The sequence below is a fragment of the Planobispora longispora genome, from assembly GCF_016863135.1.
Lineage (GTDB): Bacteria > Actinomycetota > Actinomycetes > Streptosporangiales > Streptosporangiaceae > Planobispora > Planobispora longispora.
Genome location: NZ_BOOH01000021.1, coordinates 375,260 through 393,556, shown reverse-complemented (window position 1 = coordinate 393,556; position 18,297 = coordinate 375,260). Strand labels below are relative to the sequence as shown.

Here is an 18,297-nt window from a genome sequence, read left to right as displayed (position 1 = left end):
GGGACCTGACACCCCTACCAAGAAGCGCGCCTGCCCAAACACTCCTCGCGAACCCACTAAGCTGGCCCCCTGTGACCGAATTGTCCGCCCTCTCCGCCGTCCCCGCCGGGCCCCGGGACGGGGTGCTGCGCTTCTACTTCGGCCCGATGGACTGCGGCAAGTCCACTCTGGCCCTGCAGATGAACTACAACCACGGCCGGCAGGGCAGGCGTGGTCTCGTGCTGACCAAGCACGACCGTTCGGGCGGGCCGCGGATCACCAGCCGGATCGGCCTGGACAGCGAGGCCGTCGAGGTCGAGGACGATCTCGACCTGGTGGCGCTGGTCCTGTCCCGCAAGCCGATCGACTACGTGATCTGCGACGAGGCCTGCTTCTACACGGTCCCCCAGATCGAGCAGCTCGCCCACCTCGCCGACGAGCACGGCGTCGACGTCTACGCCTTCGGCCTGGCCTCCGACTTCCGCTCCCAGATGTTCCCCGCCTCCCAGCGCCTGTTCGAGCTCGCCGACGAGATCAGCCGCCTGCAGGTCGAGGTCCTGTGCTGGTGCGGCCGCCCCGGCCGGCTGAACGCCCGGGTGGCCGGGGGCAAGCTGGTGCGCACCGGCGAGCAGATCGTGATCGGCGACACCGGCGACGCCCCGGTCCGCTACCAGGTCCTGTGCCGCCGGCACTACCTCACCGGCGACCTCGGCGACGCCTGATCCGGTACGGCCCGCCGCACCGCCTCCCGGCGGGCCGCCCAGAACCCCAGCGCCACCAGCGCCGCGACCTCGGTGACGGCCATGCCCCGCTCGACCAGGCCGAGCGGCATCACCCGCCACCAGGGCAGGCCGCTGCGCTCGGCGACCACCACGGCCCCGGCGATGCCCAGCACCCACAGCAGCGATCCCAGCCCCAGCACGGACACGACCAGGGCGGAGCCGCGCCACTCGGGGTGGCGCCGCCACGGCCGGGAGATGATCAGGGCGGCCAGCGGCAGGCTGAGGAAGGCGACGATGCCGCCCACCCGGTGGATGCTCCCGCTGAGGCTCGGGCCGACGGACCAGTCGTGCTTGGGGAACCAGGCGGTCACCAGCAGCCCGGCGCTCCACGCGAGCAGCGCGAGCACCCCTGGCGACCGGATCGCGGCCAGCCCCCGCCGTACCAGCGACAGCCCGATGGCCAGGGAGCCTGCGGCGAGCAGGCCCAGGCCCAGCGAGAAGAGCCAGCCGTGCTCGCCGATCCCGTGCTCGCTGATCGTCCGCCGGAACGGGTCGACCTCGGCCAGGTAGGCCAGGTCCAGGCCGAGGACGATCATCGCCCCGGCGCCCACCGCTGCCAGCCCCGCACGTGCGGCTCTCTGCACGATCGTCCTTCCACCGGTCCTTTCCTCATCCCAACGGGAACCTCCCGCCCGGGATTCCGGCGCGAGCCGGAACGGCCGGAGATCAGCTTTTCAGTTTCCTGAACGTGCGGACGGAGAGCGGAAGGAAGACGGCGGTGATCAGAACCGGCCAGGCGACCGACATGAGAGCCGCGTTCTGCGCGATCCACGACTCTCCCCCGTAGCCGGGGTTGCCGAAGAGCTCACGGACGGCCGAGGCGGTCACCGACAGGGGGTTCCACGCGGCGATCGCGCCGAGCCAGGGGGACATCGTCGCCGGGTCGACGAAGACGTTCGACAGGAAGCCCACGGGCCAGACCAGGATCTGGACCGCCGTCACCGTCTCCGGCCCGCTCGCGGCCAGGCCGATGAAGATCCCCGCCCAGAGCAGGGCGAAGCGGAGCAGCAGGAGCAGGCCGACGGCGGCGAGGGCGGCGCCGATCCCGCCGTGCCACCTCCAGCCCAGCAGCAGACCGGCTCCGATCATGACGGCCAGGCCGACGACCGAGTTGAGCATGTCGGCCACGCACCGGCCCAGCACGACGGCCGAGGAGCTCATCGGCAGCGAGCGGAACCGGTCGGTCACCCCCTTGGCCGCATCCGTGGTGACGGCCATCATGGTGGACTCCAGGCCGAAGAGCATGGTCAGGGCGAACATGCCGGGCATCAGGAACTCGAAATACCCGCTCCCGCCGGGGGCGTCGATCGCGCCGCCGAACAGGCCGCCGAACATCAGCACGATCATCACGGGGAAGAACCATCCGACGATGACGGCGCCCGGCCGCAGGACCCAGTGGTTCAGGTCGCGCAAAGTGACCGTCCAGGCGTCCGCCAGGGCCCAGCCGAGCCGGGACAGCGGCGAGCCGGCGGAAAGGGGGTGCGCCTGCGTGCTCATACGGACTCCTCCGTCGCGTTGTCGGATCCGGCGGTCGCGCTCGCGCCGGTCTTCACCCGGCCCGCGGGCGCGGTCGCCGTACTCGCGCGAGCGCCTCCTCCCGGCTCCCGCCCGTGCGCCTCCCCCGCCCCCTCACCCGTCAGGTGGAGGAAGACCTCGTCGAGGGTGGGACGGCGGAGCACGATGTCCTCCGGCTCGATCCCCGCCTCGTTCAGCGCGGTCGCGACCTGGATCAGCGCCCGGGTGCGCTCGGCGACGGGGATGCCGATCCGGCGGGCCGGAGCCTCGACGAGCGGCTCCCCCGCGGCGAGCCGGGCGGCGATGGGCCGGGCCGCCTCGACGTCCGCCGGCCCGGAGAGCACCAGGTCGACCCGGTCCCCGCCGATGGCGGACTTGAGCTCGTCGGGGCTCCCCTCCGCGACGACCCGGCCCGCCCCGAGCATGCAGATGCGATCCGCCAGCCGGTCGGCCTCCTCCAGGTACTGCGTGGTCAGCAGCACGGTGGTCCCGGCGTCCACCAGCTCGCGGACGGCCGTCCACACCTCCTGCCGGGCCGCCGGGTCCAGCCCCGTCGTCGGCTCGTCGACGAACAGCACCGGAGGCGACACGATCAGGCTCGCCGCGAGGTCGAGCCTGCGGCGCATGCCGCCCGAGTAGCCGCCCGCCGGGCGTCCCGCGGCCTCGGTGAGCGAGAACCGCTCCAGCAGCTCGTCGGCCCGCCGCCTGGCCGCCGCCACGGGCAGGTGGTTCAGCCTGCCGAACATCACCAGGTTCTGCCGCCCGGTCAGGATCTCGTCGACCGCGGCGTACTGCCCGACGAGCCCGATGCGCTCGCGGACCCGCCTGCCCTGCGTCCGGACGTCGAACCCGGCCACGCTCGCCCGGCCCGCGTCCATGTCCAGCAACGTCGACAGGATCCGGACCGCCGTCGTCTTGCCGGCCCCGTTGGGCCCCAGCAGCCCGCAGACGGAACCCGCGGGCACCCGCAGGTCGAACCCGTTCAGGCCCGCGCCGCCCGCCTGTCCTCCGTAGTTCTTGCGCACTCCCTGTGCGGTGATGGCACTCTCCGGCTCGTTCACGCCGCCCTTCCTCCCGCTCTCCGTCCCGTCGCGCCGCCGCTTCTCCGGCGCCGCGACGCAAAGCTACCGTATCCTGTACCGTACAGCGTACGGAAGCGCTACGATGAAGGCAACGACGAGAATTTGGAGTCTGTTCCCGTGAGCGGAAAAAAGGCCCCCGGCGTGGACCCGGCCCGCAGCCTGGCACTGCTGTGGGGCTCGCACACCAAGCCGGGGCGCTCGGGCCTGACGGTGCGCGCCATCGTCGAGGCCGCCCTCGGGATCGCCGACGCCGAAGGGCTCGACGCCCTGTCCATGCGCCACGTCGCCGAGCGGCTCGGGGTGGGCACCATGTCCCTCTACACCCATGTGCCCGGCAAGGGCGAGCTGACCGATCTCATGATCGACGCCGCCTACGGGGAGCTCTACCGGGACGTGGACGAGCCGTCCTCCCAGCCGGACGGCTGGCGGGGCGCGCTGGAGTTCGTCGCCGCGCGCAACTGGGACCTCTACCGGCGGCACCCCTGGATGCTGCAGATCGTCACCCCCCGCCCGGTGCTGGGCCCCAACGCCTCACTCAAATACGAGGCCGAGCTGCGCCCCCTGGACGGCGTCGGGCTCTCCGACGTCGAGATGGACTCCGTCCTCGCCCTGGTCCTGACCCACGTGGAGGGCACGGCCAGGGTCCGGGCCGGCCTGGCGCAGGTCGAGCAGGCCACCGGGATGAACGAGGCCGAGTGGTGGCTGGCCAGCGCGCCCGTCCTCGACAAGGTCATGGACGCCTCCCGCTTCCCCGTCGCCTCCCGGGTCGGAACGGCGGCCGGTCAGGAGCACCAGGGGGCCTCGGACCCCGCGCACGCGCTCGCCTTCGGCCTGGCGCGGATCCTCGACGGGGTGGCCGACCTGATCACGAGGAGGTAGGCGGGCCGACCGGCAGGATGACGGTGAAGACGGTGCCGCCGCCCTCTCCGGGTGCGGCGGTGATGGCGCCGCCGTGCGCGGTCACGATCGCCTTGGTGATGGCCAGGCCCAGCCCGGTGCCCTTGACGCCGGCCTCACGGGCGGTGGAGGCGCGGAAGAACCGCTCGAACAGCCGCCCGTACTGCTCGGCGGGGATGCCGATGCCGGTGTCGGCGACGGTCAGCACGACGGAGGGGTTCCCGGCATCGGCGGCGGCGGCGGGTCCCGCGGCCACGGTGACGATCCCCCCGTCGGGGGTGTACTTGACGGCGTTGGACAGAAGGTTGTCCAGCACCTGGCGCAGCCGCAGCGCGTCGGCGTGCACGGGCAGGTGGCCGGGCAGGTCGGCGGCGAGGGTGAGGCGCTTGGCGAGGGCGGCGGGCCGGTGGTCCTCCACGGCCTGGCGCACCAGGCGGGCCAGGTCGCACTCGCGCGCCTCGATGGCGATGTATCCGGCCTGCAGGCGGGCCAGATCCAGCAGGTCGTCGACCAGACGCTGCAGGTGGGCGCTCTTACGGTCGATGACCTCCACGAAGGCGCGCTGGGCGTGGCTCAGCTCCGGATCGTCGGTGAGCATCTCGGCGTAGCCCCGGATGGCCCCGATCGGGTTGCGCAGCTCGTGGGTGACCAGCGCCATCAGCTCGTCTTTCATGCGGTCGAGCTCCTGCAGCTGCCGTACCTGGCGCTGCTGCTGGTCCAGCAGGCGTTCCCGCTGGTCGGCCAGCTGGTGGCGTTCGGTGATGTCGGTGGAGATGCCGTCGACGAACAGGCGGTCGCCCTCGTGGCGCGGGATGGCGCGTATCCAGACCCAGCGGGTGCGCTCGTCCAGGCCGAGGATGCGGCACTCGATCTCGACCGGGTGCTCGCCGGCGCACAGTTCCCGGACGAAGGCGGCGTAGGCGGCCCGGTCCTCGGGGTGGACGCGCTCGGCCATCACCTGGGCCAGATCCTCCTGCGGCGGCAGGGGCCGGCCCAGGATGGGGGCGGCGTTCTGGCTCTGGTACACCGAACGGGTCGTGCCGGCGTCCAGCACCTCGGCGGTCCAGACGTTGTCGGTGATGTGGGAGACGACCCGGTCGAACTGGCGGCGGCTGGCGGCCAGGGCCAGGGCGAGTTCCTCGGCGCGGCGGCGCTCCACGTACCGGCCCACATGCGCGCACACCCCGTCCAGCATGCTCACCAGGTCTTCGTCGGGTTCCTGGACGGTGTCGGTGAAGAACACCAGCACCCCCAGCACCTGCGCGCCGCTGCGCACCGGCAGGCCGATCGCGGCGCGCAGCCCGGCCGCCAGCGCCTGCCCCCTGGCGACGACGGCCCGCCGGTCGCCGGCCGGACCGGCCGCCGGGTCACCGTCCAGGTCGTCATCCGGATCCTCGCCCAGATCCTCGCCCAGGTCACTGACCCACAACGCGCGGCGACCGGCCCAGGCGGTCCCGGCCACCCCCTGGCCGGGCCGCATCGCCTGCGGCCGGGCGGCGAGGAAGGCCGACAGGTCCCGGCTGGGCGCGGTCCAGGCGCCCAGCCGGGTGATGACGCTCTGGTCGGGGCCGACCTCCCAGTACTCGCCGCAACGCCAGCCCAGCGCGGCGGTGACCGCGGCGACCACGTCGGTGGCGGCCTGCTCGGCCGACGGTGACGCGGCCAGCGCCTCGACCACGGCGTGCTGGGCGGCGCGCAACACCTGGGCGCGGTGGACCTGGGTGATGTCGTCCATCACCGCCATCGCGCCCAGCCGCTGCCCGTCGGGCGCGTCGACGGGCCGGGCGGTGACGGAGAAGCGGCGCTCGGGCGTGCCGGGCAGGCGCACGATCACGTGCTCGCCGTCGACGCGCTCGCCGCCCAGCGCCCGCGCCAGCGGCACCTGGTCGGGCTGGAGCGGGCTGCGGCCGTCCGCGGCGTACAGGTGAAAGGCGTCGGCGACGTCCCGCACGTGCAGGCCGGGCACGCTCGGCCGGCTCTGCCGCATCGACTGGTTGAACACCACCATGCGGCCGTCGGCGTCGCAGGCCGCCACCCCGGAGCTCATGCTGTCCAGCAGCGCCTGCAGGAACGTCTGCTGCAACCGGACGCCGGCGTCGTCGTCTGCGTGCTCCCCGCCGGCGTGCGGGCCGCGCGCGGCCCGCGATCGATCGACGCCGTGTCCGGCACGCGAACGCATCGCGCTCATCTCCCCCTTGAGGCCCCCTCCCGCGCTCTTCCCCCGCTTCTCCTGTCCCCAGAGATTCGGACAACAACCCAAAAAGGATGAAAAAAGGGAATGGAGAGGATGCCGACAACGGGCGGGGTCAGGAGGCCGCGGCGATCTCCTCCAGGCGGGCGGACAGCTGGGCGGGATCCCCATCGACGAGCGCGGCGACTCCGCGCCACCAGGCGAACCACTCGCCGCTGCGCCACATCCAGTCGACCCGCTCGATCGCGGCCACGACGTCGCCCTTGACCCTCCACTCCCGGCCCGTCTGCTCGGCCGTGGCGCCGTGCCGCAGCGCCCAGTCGTACAGGACCCGGGCCGCGGTGCCGTCCACGGGCGCCTGGTAGGGGTCGGGGTCCTCGCCGATGAGGCGGTGCGGGCCCAGTCCCGCGGCGACGCCCCAGCTCCACTGGGTCTCGGCCGGGCGGGAGTAGCGCAACGAGCTGAAGTCCAGGTTCGAGCCCAGGTCGTCGTCGGGACGGCGGATCACCACGGCGTCGAGCCGCCCGCCCGCGTCGAAGGAGACCACCACCCGCTGGCCGGGCACGGCGTCGCGGGGAAGCGTGATCCGGTCCTCGGCCTGCCAGGAGTTCAGGTCGGTGACCGCGACGGGCGACCCCCAGACGTGGTCCGCGGCGTCGTCGGCGATCCGGGCGGCCAGCGTCTCCAGCACGGTCAGCTCGGTCCACGAGTCCGCGGAGCCGGCGGTGCGGAGCACCTCTCCGGGCGCGGGCGCCCCCTCGGCCCGAGACCGTTCCCACCAGTCCGCCCCCAGCTCCCGGGTGCCCACCAGGAGCCCCGCCAGCGAGGCCAGCTCGGCGGACCTGCGGGTCAGCGGGGCCCCTCGGACGAGCTCGGCGCAGCGCGTGACGCGCTCCGTGCCCAGAACGGCCTCCGCCTCGCGCAGCAGAGCACCGGCAGACAGCTGCTCCTCGCCCAGAATCTCCCGGATCAGTCGCCTGGCCTCGGTTCGGGCATCCTCCGCACGTGCCTCGCGCATACCGTCACGTTACGCTGGAAGATCCATATTCGCGAGAGGTTGCAATGGAATCACCCGTTCCGACCGAACGGGTGGACGGGAGCGGCCCGAGCCGGGACACGGGCGAGACCGGCGTCCGGCCCGGTCCCAGGACTCAGGAGGGGCCGGACCCGGGAGGAGTCAGCGCTTCCGCTCGGCGCGGCCCAGCAGCCAGCCGATCACGGCGCTGCCCAGCGCGATGCCCGCCCCCATGCCGAACGCCGTGACGACCGTCCACACGGGCACGCCCTGCCGGGGGGCGGGGGCGGGACGCTCGAAGACCCGCGCCGCGCGCTCCGGGGTCTCGGCGGCCACCCGGCCGGGGACGCCCTCGGCGGCGACCGGCGCCGGAGACGTCCCCGCGAGGGCGGGAGCGGCGGGGGCCGCACCGGGCGCCGTGCCGCCCGCGCCGGAGACGCCGGACACACCGGAGACCAGGTGGTTCTCGACCGCCGAGAAGAACTCGCCCGCGGTCCGCTTCGCCACCGTGGTGAGCATCCGCTGGCCGACGCCGCCGATCATTCCGCCGACCACGGCCTCGGCGTCGTAGTCGATCCGGGTACCGCCGTCGACCTCGCTGAGCCGTACCTCCACCGTGGCCTCCACCGTGCCCGGGGCGCCCTGGCCGCGGGCCCGCAGCACGAACCGGTTCGGGGCCTCGGGCTCCGACAGGGCGACCTCGCCCTGGTAGACGCCCTTGATCGAGGCGACTCCGGCGGTGACCGTCATCCGGTAGGTGTCGGGCCCCGTCTCCTCCAGGCGCTCGCACCCCGGGATCGTGCGCACCAGCACGTCCGGGTTCTGCAGCGCGGACCACACGCGATCCCTGTCGGCGCCGAGCACGGCGCTGCCTGCGACTTTCACAGGCAGCACCCTAGGCAATCCCGGGCCCCGGGGTTAAGAGCAACATCTGCCCTCCGGCCCGGCCGGGGATTGTCAGCCCTGCGGGCGCCCGGTCACGCGGCGCTCCGCGACGATCTGGGCGTAGATCGACAGGGCGATCTCGCCCGGCGTCCGGGAGCCCAGATCGAGCCCGGCCGGGGCGTGCACCCGCTCGCCGCCCTCGACCCCGGCGAGCACGGCCGCGGCACGGCGGCGGCTGGCCACCAGCCCGACGTACGGCACGCCCGCGCGCAGGGCCGCCGTCAGCACCGGCGCCTCGCCGACCCCGTGCGAGGCCACCACCACGGCGGCGGTGTCCGGGGCCGGCGGGCCGGCGGCCGGCTCGACCTGGTAGCCCAGGGCCGCGCCGACCCGCCGCAGCGCCAGCGCGATCGGCCCCTCCCCGTGCACCCGGACCAGCGCAGGCGGGAGCACCGCCTCCAGGAAGATCTCCAGCGTCCCGCCGGACAGGCAGGGCTGGCCCACCGCGACCAGCCCCTCCTCCTCGTACGGCTCCGCCGCCGCCGGCGTGATCCGCAGCAGCGTCGAGTCCCCGCTCCGCAGCAGCCGCAGGCTCTGGGCGCGCACGGCCGAAGTGGCGCAGTGCCCGCCGACGAACCCCTCGATGGTGCCGTCCGCGCGCACCAGCGCCCGGTCTCCCGGCTTGGCGCTGGTGGGGCGCCCGGCCCGCACGACCGTCGCCATGACGTACGGCTCCCGCCCGGCGCGGGGCCGCCGTTCCGGCATGCCCAGGAACTCACTCATGTGACCGCCAGGTCGGTCCGGATCGGCGTGCCCTGCAGGGCGCTCCACACGTTGGCGGGGGTGAGCGGCATGTCGGCGTGGCGGACGCCGTACGGGCGCAGCGCGTCGAGCACCGCGTTGACCACCGCGGCGGGCGAGCCGACCGTGGCCGACTCCCCCACCCCCTTGGCGCCGACGGGGTGGTGCGGCGAGGGCGTGACGGTCTCGCCGAGTTCCCAGGAGGGGCACTCCATCGAGGTCGGCAGCAGGTAGTCCATGAAGGACGCGCCCAGGTGGTTGCCGTCCTCGTCGAAGGCCATCAGCTGCATCAGCGCCATCCCGATCCCGTCGGCGAGGCCGCCGTGGATCTGCCCCTCGACGATCATGGGGTTGATCCGCACGCCGCAGTCGTCCACCGCCACGAACCGGCGGACCTTCACCTGCCCGGTGCCGGGGTCCACGTCCACGACGCAGACGTACGCCCCGAAGGGATAGGTGAGGTTGGGCGGGTTGTAGACGGTGACGGCGTCCAGGTGTCCCTCCACGCCCTCGGGCAGCTCCAGGTTGGAGTGGGCGGCCATCGCGATCTCCTGGATGGTCCTGCCGTGCTCGGCCGAGCCCTGGACCGACCAGCGGCCCCCGGCCTCGGAGACCGACCACTCCAGGTCGTCCGGGGACGCCTCCAGCATCGCCGCGGCGACCAGCCGGGCCCGCTCCCTGACCTTCCGGGCCACGATGGCGGTCGCGGCGCCGGAGACGGGGGTGGAGCGCGAGCCGTACGTCCCCAGGCCGAAGGGCGTCTGGTCGGTGTCGCCGTGGACCACCTCGACGTCGTCGGGGGAGACGCCCAGCTCCGCGGCCACGATCTGGGCGAACGTGGTCTCGTGGCCCTGTCCCTGCGACTGGCAGGAGACCCGGAGCACGGCCTTGCCGGTCGGGTGCACGCGCAGTTCGGCGCCGTCGGCCATGCCGAGGCCGAGGATGTCCATGTGCTTGCGCGGGCCCGCGCCGACGGCCTCGGTGAAGAAGCTGATCCCGATGCCGAGCAGGGGTCCTCCGTCGCGCCGCCGCTCGGCCTGCTCGGCGCGGAGCTTGTCGTACTCCACCATGTCCAGGGCCAGGCGCAGCGCCCTGGGGTAGTCGCCGGAGTCGTACTCCCAGCCGGTGGGCGAGGTGTACGGGAACCGCTCGGGGCGGATCAGGTTCTTCATCCGCAGCTCGGCCGGGTCGGCGTCCAGCTCGCAGGCGAGCACGTCCATCATGCGCTCGACCAGGTAGACGGCCTCGGTGATGCGGAAGGAGCAGGCGTAGGCGACGCCGCCGGGGGCCTTGTTGGTGTGGACTCCGGTGACCTCGCAGTGCGCGGCCCGGATGTCGTAGGAGCCGGTGAAGACGCCGAAGAACCCGGCGGGGAACTTGGTGGGCTGGGCGGTGCCGTTGAACGCGCCGTGGTCGGCGAGGACCTTGACCCGGATGGCCAGGACCTTCCCGTCGCGGGTCGCCGCGATCTCCCCGCGCATGTGGTAGTCGCGGGCGAAGGCGGTGCTCATCAGGTTCTCCGAGCGGTCCTCCATCCACTTGACCGGCCTGCCGGTGGCGATGGAGCCGACGATCGCACAGACATATCCTGGATATATCCCGACCTTGCCGCCGAAGCCGCCACCGACGTCGGGGGAGATCACCCGGATTTTGTGCTCGGGCAGCCCGGCCACCAGCGCGTACAGCGTGCGGTGGGCGTGCGGGGCCTGCGTCGGGCACCAGACGGTGAGCTTGCCGGTGACCCTGTCGAAGTCGGCGACCGCCCCGCAGGTCTCCAGCGGCGCGGGGTGGACGCGCGGGTAGAGCATGTCCTGCGCGACCGTCACCTCGGCCCGCTCGAAGATCGCGTCGGTCTGCTCGCGGTCGCCCGCCTCCCAGTCGAAGATGTGGTTGCCGGTCCGGCCCTCGACGTCGTCGCGGATCACCGGCGCGCCCTCGTCCAGCGCCCGGCGCGCGTCGATCACCGGCTCCAGCGGCTCGTAGTCGACCTCGATCAGCTCCAGCGCGTCCCGCGCCGTGTACGGGTCCTCGGCGACGACGAACGCCACCTCCTGCCCCTGGAAGCGGACCTTGTCGGTGGCCAGCACGGCCTGCACGTCGCCCGAGAGGGTCGGCATCCAGGCCAGGTCCATCCCGGCCAGGGTCTCGCCGGTGATCACGGCCTTGACCCCGGGGTGCGCCTCGGCGGCCGAGGCGTCGACCGACAGGATCCGGGCGTGCGCGTGGGGGCTGCGCAGGATCGCGCCGTGCAGCATGCCGGGCAGCCGGACGTCGTCGACGTAGTTCCCGCGGCCCCGGATGAAGCGCGCGTCCTCCTTGCGGTGCATCCGGCCGAAACCCATGGGAGTCGCCGTCGCGCCCGTCTCCGTGTCCGTCGCGGTCGTGTCCGTCGCGTTCGCAGTCGTGTCCGTCGTCTCCGCGGTCATGGCCCGGTCCCTTCGCGTGTCCCCCCGGCCGCTCCGTCACCCGTCCCCGCGCGCGCCTCCGTGCCCGCGCCCGCGCGGGCCGCCTCGTGCCGGGCCGCCCAGCGGACGGCGCGGACGATGTTCTCGTAGCCGGTGCACCGGCACAGCTGCCCGGAGACGGCCTCGCGGATCCGGGCCTCGTCCGGGTCGGGGTCGCGGTCGAGCAGCCAGCGGGCGGTCAGCATCATGCCCGGCGTGCAGAAGCCGCACTGCAGGCCGTGGCACTCGGCGAAGCCCTTCTGCACGGCGTCGAGGTCGCCGTCGCGCTCCAGCCCCTCGACGGTGGTGACCTCGTGCCCGTCGCACATCACGGCGAGCGCGGTGCACGACTTGACCGGCGTGCCGTCCACGTGGACCACGCACGCGCCGCAGTTGGAGGTGTCGCAGCCCCAGTGGGTGCCGGTGAGCCCGAGCCCGTCGCGGAGGAAGTGCACCAGCAGCAGCCGGGGCTCGACGTCCCCGGTGTACGGCTGCCCGTTCACGGTCACGGTGATCTGCACGGTCACCCCTCTCCCCGGCGGTCTCCGGTACGGTCCCCCGCTCCCTGGGCGGTCCCCTCGGCGGCCCGGCCGGCGGCCCTGGTCAGGGCGCGGCGGACGAGCTCTCCGGCCAGGTGCCGTTTGTAGGCCGCCGGCCCGCGCTGGTCGGCCCGCGGGGCGCAGTTCGCGGCGGCGATCCGGCCCGCCTCGGCGAACGCCTCCGCGCCCGGAGCCTTCCCCGCCAGGTATTCCTCCGCCTCCGGCGCGGCGAAGTGCTCGGCTCCGACGGCGGTCAGCCCGATCCCGGCCTCGGCGATCACCCCGCCGTCGAGGCGGAGCTGCGCTCCGGCGGCGGCGACCGGCCAGTCGCCCGCCCGCCGCTCGACCTTCTCGTAGGCGCTTGCGGCGCCGGGCCGGATCGGCACGCGGAGCCGGACGAGCAGCTCGCCGGGTTCCACCGCCGTCTCGTACGGCCCGCGGTGGAACCGCCTGATCGGCACCTCCCTGACGCCGCCCGGCCCCTGGATCACCGCCGTGGCCCGGACCGCGGCGAAGGCGGCCGACAGGTCCTCCGAGGGGTCGGCCTGGCAGAGCGAGCCGCCGACCGTGCCCCGGTTGCGGACCACCGGGTCGGCGATCACGCGCTCTGCATCATGAAATATCGGGAAATATCGTCCGACCGCGGGGTCGGCGAGGAACTGCGCGTGCCGTACCAGCGCGCCGATGACCAGAACGTCGTCCTCGACTCCGAGGAAGGACAGCTCCTCCAGGCCGTTGATGTCGATCAACACGTCCGGCCGGGCCAGCCTGAGCTTCATCATCGGAATGAGGCTGTGCCCCCCGGCGATCACCCGGGACTCCGGGCCGTACCTCTCCAGGAGAGCGAGCGCGTGCGGCACGCTGCTCGCCCTTTCGTACTCGAACCGCGCGGGAACTTGCATCGAACGCCTCCCGGGAAGGGGTTTCGCCCATCCTCATCCTGCGGGAGCGATCGGACAATGCGTCATCAAGCATTTGCTTGGTCAGACTTCCCCGGAGGGCGGACCGCTCCCCCGGCGGAGCGCGCCGTTCGCCCGCATCCGGCGGGGCGGGGTGTGGATGTCGAAGTGGATGCTCTCCTGGGCCAGGACCGAGTGCGGCCGGGACTCCGGAGTGGTCAGGCCGAGCTCCTCGAAGACGCGGAACCGGGCCGACTCGGCGGTCAGATGGCGGGGACGCATCGGCGGGTGCCAGATGCTGTAGGTGCCGACCCCACCGCCCCGGCGGCGGTACCAGCCGAGGGTGGGATGGGTGAGCACGGCCATCCAGTGGCTCTCACCGGTGAAGCCGTCCAGGCGCTCGGGCGGCGCGGCCGGCTCGGCGGCCGCGCAGCTCACCCCGTCGCCGTCCAGCCGCCAGCGCGCCGGGGCGGCGTCCCAGTCGGCGGTGATCCTGATCCGTTCGCGCCGCCACGGCATCCCCCACAGCAGCCGCGGCACCGCGACCACCGGGTGGTCCAGGCTCGTGCCGAAGAACCAGACGCCCGGCTCGCCGCCCGCGGTGACGTAGGCCCGGTAGTTGATCTGGCCGCAGCTGATCGCCGCCGGCGGGCAGAAGCGGAAGTGGAAGTCCCGGTCGCGGAAGGCGACCGCGGAGACCATGGCCGCCGCCCCGCCGTCGAAGGCGAACTCCATCGGCGCGAACCCGGCGGGCAGCAGCCGGCCGAGGGCCTCGGCGGACACCCGGTAGCTGACGATCGCGAAGTCGTCGAGCTCGGTCTCGGCATGGTGCCAGCGCAGGCGCGGCCTCGGGGTCCCGCTGAACGTCATGCGCAGAGGATAGGCGCGCCGCCGCCGCGACCGGTCCGGGGGCGGTCCTCATCCCGCGACCGGGCCGGCGCCGCCCCGCGATCAGGACGAGGGGTGATCGCGGGACGGGGCGGCGGTCAGTCCTCGTCCTGGTCGCGGTGGTGGTCGAGGTTGGCGGTGCCGCGCTTCCAGTAGCCGTCGATGTCCGTCCACTCCTTGGGGTGCCCGGCCGCGCGCAGGTGGCGGCGGATCGGCTTGAGGGCGCCGGCCTCACCGGCGATCCAGACGAACCCGTCGCCCGGCGGGAGCTCCAGCTCTCGTACGGCCCTCTCCAGCGCGTCGGAGGCGCCCGGCGCGACGCCGTCGCGGTGCAGCCAGGTCAGGGTGACGTCGGCGGCGGTCTCGATGTGCTGCTCCTCCCGGGCGTCGGCGACCTCGGCGAAGGCGATGACCCGCGCACCCGCGGGCAGCGCCTCCAGCCAGCGGGCCAGGGCGGGCAGGGCGGTCTCGTCGGCGCCCAGGAGGTACCAGTCGAAGTCGAAGGGGACCACGACGGAGCCCCGCGGCCCGAGCACGCCGATCCGCTGCCCCGGCGCGGCCTGCGCCGCCCAGGCGGAGGCGGGGCCGTGACCGTGGACCACCATGTCGATGTCGAGCTCGCCCGCCCCGGGACGGTGACTCCGGACGGTGTAGTCACGGAAGACCGGGTCGGGGGCGCCGGGCGGGAACTCCCAGCCGCCGGGGCCGACGGCCGGCATGACCGGCGGTTCGGTCCCGTCCACCGGGAAGAACAGCTTCACGTGGTCCTGGGGCGCCTGTTCCCGGAAACCCGCCAGGTCGTCACCGGCGAGGGTCACGCGCACGGTCGTGGGAGTGATCCACTCCGCACGCCGTACCTCCAGCAGGCGGGGCTTGAGGTCGTACCGGACGACACGGGTGTCATGCATGATCGGAGTTCATCCTTCACAGTAACTTAGGTAAGCCTTGCCTAAGCTTCCCTTTTTCCGGCCGTGTGTCAACCGGAACCCCTCCGCCCGCCCGGGCGAATCCTTAAGGTCGGGCCGCACGGTGTCGATGGGTGTTCGTCAAGATCAGACCTCGTGCGATGGATTGGGTGGCATGGCGGCAGAGGACTGGACGGCCGGATGGGACAAGCGTGAGGACCCGGCCGCGCTCATCCCGCGGGTGCTCGCGCGGCGCGCGGTCTTCCCGCTGTACCAGCCGATCGTCGACCTCGCCACGGAGAACATCGTCGCCGTCGAGGCGCTGGCGCGCGGCCCGGCCGGCTCGCCGCTGGAGTTCCCGGACGCGTTGTTCGCGGCGGCCGTCCGCGCCGGGATGATGCCGCTGCTGGACCAGCTCTGCGTCGCCCGGGCCATGGAGATCGCCCGGGACGCCGCCGAGGGGGTGCCGCCGCTGGTCTTCCTCAACGCCGAACCGGCCGCGCTGAACCACCCGTACACCCCCGAGCTGCTGGCCGTGGTGCACTCCGAGCGACCGTACCGGGCCGTGCTGGAGTTCACCGAACGCGCCCTGGCCGACCACCCGGCCGCGCTGCTGAACATCGCCGCCGGCGTGCAGCAGACCGACGGAGCGCTCGCCCTGGACGACGTCGGCGCCGACCCGCTGTCGCTGGCCTTCCTGCCGCTCATCGAGCCGGAGGTGATCAAGCTGGACATGCACCTGCTGCGCGACCCGCACGCGCCGGCCACCATCGCGACCGCCGCGACCGTCACCGCCCACGCCGAGCGCGCCGGGGCGATGGTGCTCGCCGAGGGCATCGAGACCGAAGCCGACGCGGCGACCGCGCGGGCGCTCGGCGCCCGGTGGGGACAGGGCTGGCTGTTCGGGCGGCCCGGCCCGCTCGGCGCGCTCGCCGGCCGCCCGACGGACCCGCACGCCCGGCTCCGCCCGCCCCGGCCGGACCTGCACATGCCGGACGGGACCCCGTTCAGCATGGCCGCGGTGCGGCACCACAGCCGGGCCGGGGATCAGCCGATGATCGACGGCCTCACCGGCTACCTGCTGTCGCTGGCCGCGGACGCCGGCCCGTACGCGGTGGTGCTCGGCGCGTATCCGGACGCGGCGGTCGGCCGGGCCTGGCTGCCCCGCCTCGCGTCGCTGGCCGGCCGGGCGGCCTTCGTCGGCGTCGTCGGCCCCGCGCCGATCGCCGCCGACGCGCGTCCGCTGCGGACAGCGGTGGCGCCCGCCGAGGGGCCGGCCACCCGCGAGACGGTCCTGGCCGTGGTCGGCCCGCACACCTCGGCCGCACTGTGCGTGCGGCCGGGCCCGGACGGCGGGCTGGATTTCGTCGTGAGCCACGAGCCCGACCTGGTGCGCGCGATCATCCGCATGCTGATGCGGCGGCTGGACGCCGCGGCCGAGCGGCTGGACCCGCCCACCGCCGGCCGCTGGACCAGTCCCGCCGTGACCCCGTAGCCGGCGGCCGGGTCCGGCCCGGTGGCCCGGCACGGCGGCCCGGGCCCTCCGAGGGCGTTCGCGTTGGGCGTTCGCGTTCCGCAGGAGGCCGCGTCCCTGGCAGGATGATCGACCATGTCGGGGGATAAATCATGGAAAGTCGGACTTGCGAGTGCGCTGGCCGCCCTGCTCGCGGCAGGATGCGGAGCCGAGGGACATCCCGGCGCCGCCCAGTCGTCCCCGCAGGCCACCGGTACGGACGCCCGCCCCACCTCCTCGCCGATGAGGGCCCAGGGCCCGCCGGGCGCGCTGCCCGGGCCGGGTGAGGTGGGACGTGTTCCCCGCCCCGCGGACGGGCTGCCCCCGGTGATCAGCTCCATCCCGACGAAGCGGAAAGTGGTCTTCCTCACCATCGACGACGGCTGGGAGCAGGATCCGGGCTTCGTACGGCAGGTCCGCGACGATCGGATCCCCATCGCCGCCTTCGTCACCCGCGACGCCGTCGAGGCGCGCGGCGCGGCCGATCCGACCGCGCAGGGCGGGAAGTACCTGGGCGCGGGCGAGTGGGACTACGTCCGGGAACTGCGCGAGGCGGGCGCCACGGTCGAGAACCACACGCTGACCCATCCCGACCTGCACACGCTCGGCTACGAGGGACAGCGGGCCGAGATCTGCGGCGCCTCCCGGCTGATCCGCAGGCAGGTCGGGACCACGCCGTGGCTGCTGCGCCCGCCGTTCGGCAACCACAACACGCCGACCCGGCGCGCGGCCAAGGCCTGCGGCATCAAAGCCCTGCTGCTGTGGACCGCGACCGTCCAGCCCGGCGGGAAGATCGCCTACCAGGTCCCGGACAAGAAGCTCCGCCCCGGCGACGTGCTGCTCCTGCACTTCCGCCCGAACCTGTCACGGGACTTCCGCGTCCTGGTCGGCAAGATCAGGCGTCGCGGCTTCGAGATCGGCAACCTCGACGCCTACCTCAGGGCCGCCGGCGTCACCCGCTGACCCACGGGTCCCGCGGGCGTACCGGGATCGTGCGGGGTGACGGCGCCGTGCGAGTGCGGCGGCGCCGTACAGGGGCGGCGCCCGAAAAAGCGGCGGCCCGCCCCGGGAGGGGACGGGCCGCCGTGGAGCTATGCGATCACTCGCTCTCGGTGCTGTAGATGTACTCCCAGTCGCCGCAGCGGGTCGGGTAGCTGCTGTGCAGGCCGATCTGGCAGACCTTCACGCGGACGTCGGCGATGTCCTCGCCGTAGAGGTGGAACTTCTTGTAGTCGCCCGCGCCGCAGTACTTGTAGTTCTTGCTCTTGAACCAGTAGCCGTGGTGGTCCTCGAAGTGGCGCGCCTGGATCTTGACGTAGGCGCACTTGCCGCCCTGGCTGTAGGTGCGGTAGTCGAGGTCGTAGAGCTTGCCGCGGACGTGCACCTCGTTGGAGGTCTGGTGGTGGTTCCACTCGACGCCGATCCAGCCCTTGGCCTTGGCCTTGTGGTTGCTCGAGAAGACCGGCCCCCAGTAGTCGTCGTAGTCGTAGCCGGACGACGTGCTCCCCGTGGACGCGGTGACCGGGGTCGTGGCGGCCTGGGCGGCGGCCGGGACCGCCAGCGTGAGGGCGGCGGCGGTAGCGGTGGCGGCCAGCAGACCCGTGGTCAGTCGCTTCATCGTGATCTCCTTCAGCCCTCCTCGGACCGGCTCCCTGCCGGCTCCCCCCTGGGCTTGTGAGTCATTGATAACGGGGGCCGCTTTCAGCCCTCCTTATCCCGGCTTTATTCGCGCTTGCACGCCTCCGTCACGGCGCTTGCAGGCAGACGGAGCACACCCTTGATCGTGTCCGTCGCCCGGCGTACCCCGGAATCACCCGAGCGGCGGACGCGCCCCGCCCACCGCCTGCCGCAGGATTGGGTCATCGCTTCCGGGGGCCTGGCGGCCCCGGAAGCCACCCGGCGCGAGACCGAGCCGCCAGCTCTGTCGGGCCGGGTCGTGCGGGGAGGAATCCCCGCCATCGC

At 73.5% G+C, this 18,297-nt stretch carries 17 protein-coding genes; 4 read left to right on the top strand and 13 right to left on the bottom strand.

The window, feature by feature from the left end; translation table 11 throughout:
- Positions 1-71: 71 nt before the first annotated feature.
- Positions 72-701, top strand: coding sequence for a thymidine kinase (locus Plo01_RS15715; protein WP_239316383.1), 630 nt, complete (start codon positions 72-74; stop codon positions 699-701).
- On the opposite strand, the gene Plo01_RS15710 is transcribed toward Plo01_RS15715, so the two are convergent.
- The 3 genes from Plo01_RS15710 to Plo01_RS15700 form a co-directional block, all read right to left on the bottom strand.
- Positions 671-1,345, bottom strand: coding sequence for a DUF998 domain-containing protein (locus tag Plo01_RS15710; protein WP_203891300.1), 675 nt, complete (start codon positions 1,343-1,345; stop codon positions 671-673). The genes Plo01_RS15715 and Plo01_RS15710 overlap by 31 nt on opposite strands.
- A gap of 82 nt (positions 1,346-1,427) precedes the next feature.
- Positions 1,428-2,258: an ABC transporter permease gene (locus tag Plo01_RS15705; protein ID WP_203891299.1), complete on the bottom strand. Its 831-nt coding sequence runs from the start codon at positions 2,256-2,258 to the stop codon at positions 1,428-1,430.
- Positions 2,255-3,337, bottom strand: coding sequence for an ATP-binding cassette domain-containing protein (locus Plo01_RS15700; RefSeq protein WP_203891298.1), 1,083 nt, complete (start codon positions 3,335-3,337; stop codon positions 2,255-2,257). Before Plo01_RS15700 ends, Plo01_RS15705 begins: the two co-directional genes overlap by 4 nt.
- A 138-nt stretch (positions 3,338-3,475) precedes the next feature.
- Between Plo01_RS15700 and Plo01_RS15695 the strand changes: the two genes are divergently transcribed.
- Entirely contained in the window at positions 3,476-4,237 is a 762-nt protein-coding gene (locus Plo01_RS15695) for a TetR/AcrR family transcriptional regulator (RefSeq protein ID WP_203891297.1), read from the top strand.
- Here Plo01_RS15695 and Plo01_RS15690 read toward each other — a convergent pair.
- From Plo01_RS15690 to Plo01_RS15650, 9 genes are all read right to left on the bottom strand, one after another.
- The gene (locus Plo01_RS15690; RefSeq protein ID WP_203891296.1) at positions 4,224-6,434 is read right to left on the bottom strand and encodes an ATP-binding protein; all 2,211 of its coding nucleotides are present in this window, start codon (positions 6,432-6,434) and stop codon (positions 4,224-4,226) included. The two genes, Plo01_RS15695 and Plo01_RS15690, sit on opposite strands and share 14 nt — an antisense overlap.
- Before the next feature lie 127 nt (positions 6,435-6,561).
- Positions 6,562-7,464, bottom strand: coding sequence for a hypothetical protein (locus Plo01_RS15685; RefSeq protein ID WP_203891295.1), 903 nt, complete (start codon positions 7,462-7,464; stop codon positions 6,562-6,564).
- Between the two features lie 159 nt (positions 7,465-7,623).
- A complete protein-coding gene (locus tag Plo01_RS15680; RefSeq protein WP_203891294.1) occupies positions 7,624-8,346 on the bottom strand; it encodes an SRPBCC family protein in 723 nt (240 codons plus the stop codon).
- 72 nt (positions 8,347-8,418) lie between these two features.
- On the bottom strand, positions 8,419-9,129 hold the full coding sequence (locus Plo01_RS15675; protein ID WP_203891293.1) for an XdhC family protein: 711 nt from the start codon (positions 9,127-9,129) through the stop codon (positions 8,419-8,421).
- Positions 9,126-11,573 carry an aerobic carbon-monoxide dehydrogenase large subunit gene (locus Plo01_RS15670; RefSeq protein WP_239316381.1) on the bottom strand — a complete coding sequence of 816 codons (2,448 nt, stop codon included), beginning with the start codon at positions 11,571-11,573 and terminating at the stop codon, positions 9,126-9,128. Before Plo01_RS15670 ends, Plo01_RS15675 begins: the two co-directional genes overlap by 4 nt.
- Positions 11,570-12,112: a (2Fe-2S)-binding protein gene (locus Plo01_RS15665; protein ID WP_203891343.1), complete on the bottom strand. Its 543-nt coding sequence runs from the start codon at positions 12,110-12,112 to the stop codon at positions 11,570-11,572. Before Plo01_RS15665 ends, Plo01_RS15670 begins: the two co-directional genes overlap by 4 nt.
- Positions 12,113-12,114: 2 nt before the next feature.
- On the bottom strand, positions 12,115-13,032 hold the full coding sequence (locus tag Plo01_RS15660) for an FAD binding domain-containing protein (protein ID WP_203891292.1): 918 nt from the start codon (positions 13,030-13,032) through the stop codon (positions 12,115-12,117).
- Between the two features lie 81 nt (positions 13,033-13,113).
- On the bottom strand, positions 13,114-13,899 hold the full coding sequence (locus Plo01_RS15655; RefSeq protein WP_203891291.1) for a DUF2071 domain-containing protein: 786 nt from the start codon (positions 13,897-13,899) through the stop codon (positions 13,114-13,116).
- Positions 13,900-14,015: 116 nt separating this feature from the next.
- Positions 14,016-14,825, bottom strand: coding sequence for a siderophore-interacting protein (locus Plo01_RS15650; RefSeq protein WP_203891290.1), 810 nt, complete (start codon positions 14,823-14,825; stop codon positions 14,016-14,018).
- A gap of 172 nt (positions 14,826-14,997) precedes the next feature.
- Here Plo01_RS15650 and Plo01_RS15645 point away from each other — a divergent pair, with 172 nt between their 5' ends.
- Both Plo01_RS15645 and Plo01_RS15640 read left to right on the top strand, forming a co-directional pair.
- Positions 14,998-16,317, top strand: a complete 1,320-nt coding sequence (locus Plo01_RS15645; protein ID WP_203891289.1) for an EAL domain-containing protein — start codon at positions 14,998-15,000, stop codon at positions 16,315-16,317.
- Positions 16,318-16,431: 114 nt separating this feature from the next.
- Positions 16,432-17,298 (top strand): polysaccharide deacetylase family protein, encoded by an 867-nt coding sequence (locus tag Plo01_RS15640; RefSeq protein WP_203891288.1) that lies wholly within the window; start codon positions 16,432-16,434, stop codon positions 17,296-17,298.
- 136 nt (positions 17,299-17,434) lie between these two features.
- On the opposite strand, the gene Plo01_RS15635 is transcribed toward Plo01_RS15640, so the two are convergent.
- A complete protein-coding gene (locus Plo01_RS15635) occupies positions 17,435-17,953 on the bottom strand; it encodes a hypothetical protein (RefSeq protein WP_203891287.1) in 519 nt (172 codons plus the stop codon).
- Positions 17,954-18,297: the final 344 nt, after the last annotated feature.

Excerpts from the sequence above, each read along its gene's own strand:
- Plo01_RS15705 (WP_203891299.1), bottom strand. The coding sequence starts at position 2,258 with ATGAGCACGCAGGCGCACCCCCTTTCCGCCGGCTCGCCGCTGTCCCGG.
- Plo01_RS15690 (WP_203891296.1), bottom strand. The coding sequence starts at position 6,434 with ATGCGTTCGCGTGCCGGACACGGCGTCGATCGATCGCGGGCCGCGCGC.
- Plo01_RS15685 (WP_203891295.1), bottom strand. The coding sequence starts at position 7,464 with ATGCGCGAGGCACGTGCGGAGGATGCCCGAACCGAGGCCAGGCGACTG.
- Plo01_RS15675 (WP_203891293.1), bottom strand. The coding sequence starts at position 9,129 with ATGAGTGAGTTCCTGGGCATGCCGGAACGGCGGCCCCGCGCCGGGCGG.
- Plo01_RS15670 (WP_239316381.1), bottom strand. The coding sequence starts at position 11,573 with ATGACCGCGGAGACGACGGACACGACTGCGAACGCGACGGACACGACC.
- Plo01_RS15660 (WP_203891292.1), bottom strand. The coding sequence starts at position 13,032 with ATGCAAGTTCCCGCGCGGTTCGAGTACGAAAGGGCGAGCAGCGTGCCG.
- Plo01_RS15655 (WP_203891291.1), bottom strand. The coding sequence starts at position 13,899 with ATGACGTTCAGCGGGACCCCGAGGCCGCGCCTGCGCTGGCACCATGCC.
- Plo01_RS15650 (WP_203891290.1), bottom strand. The coding sequence starts at position 14,825 with ATGCATGACACCCGTGTCGTCCGGTACGACCTCAAGCCCCGCCTGCTG.
- Plo01_RS15645 (WP_203891289.1), top strand. The coding sequence starts at position 14,998 with ATGGCGGCAGAGGACTGGACGGCCGGATGGGACAAGCGTGAGGACCCG.
- Plo01_RS15640 (WP_203891288.1), top strand. The coding sequence starts at position 16,432 with ATGTCGGGGGATAAATCATGGAAAGTCGGACTTGCGAGTGCGCTGGCC.
- Plo01_RS15635 (WP_203891287.1), bottom strand. The coding sequence starts at position 17,953 with ATGAAGCGACTGACCACGGGTCTGCTGGCCGCCACCGCTACCGCCGCC.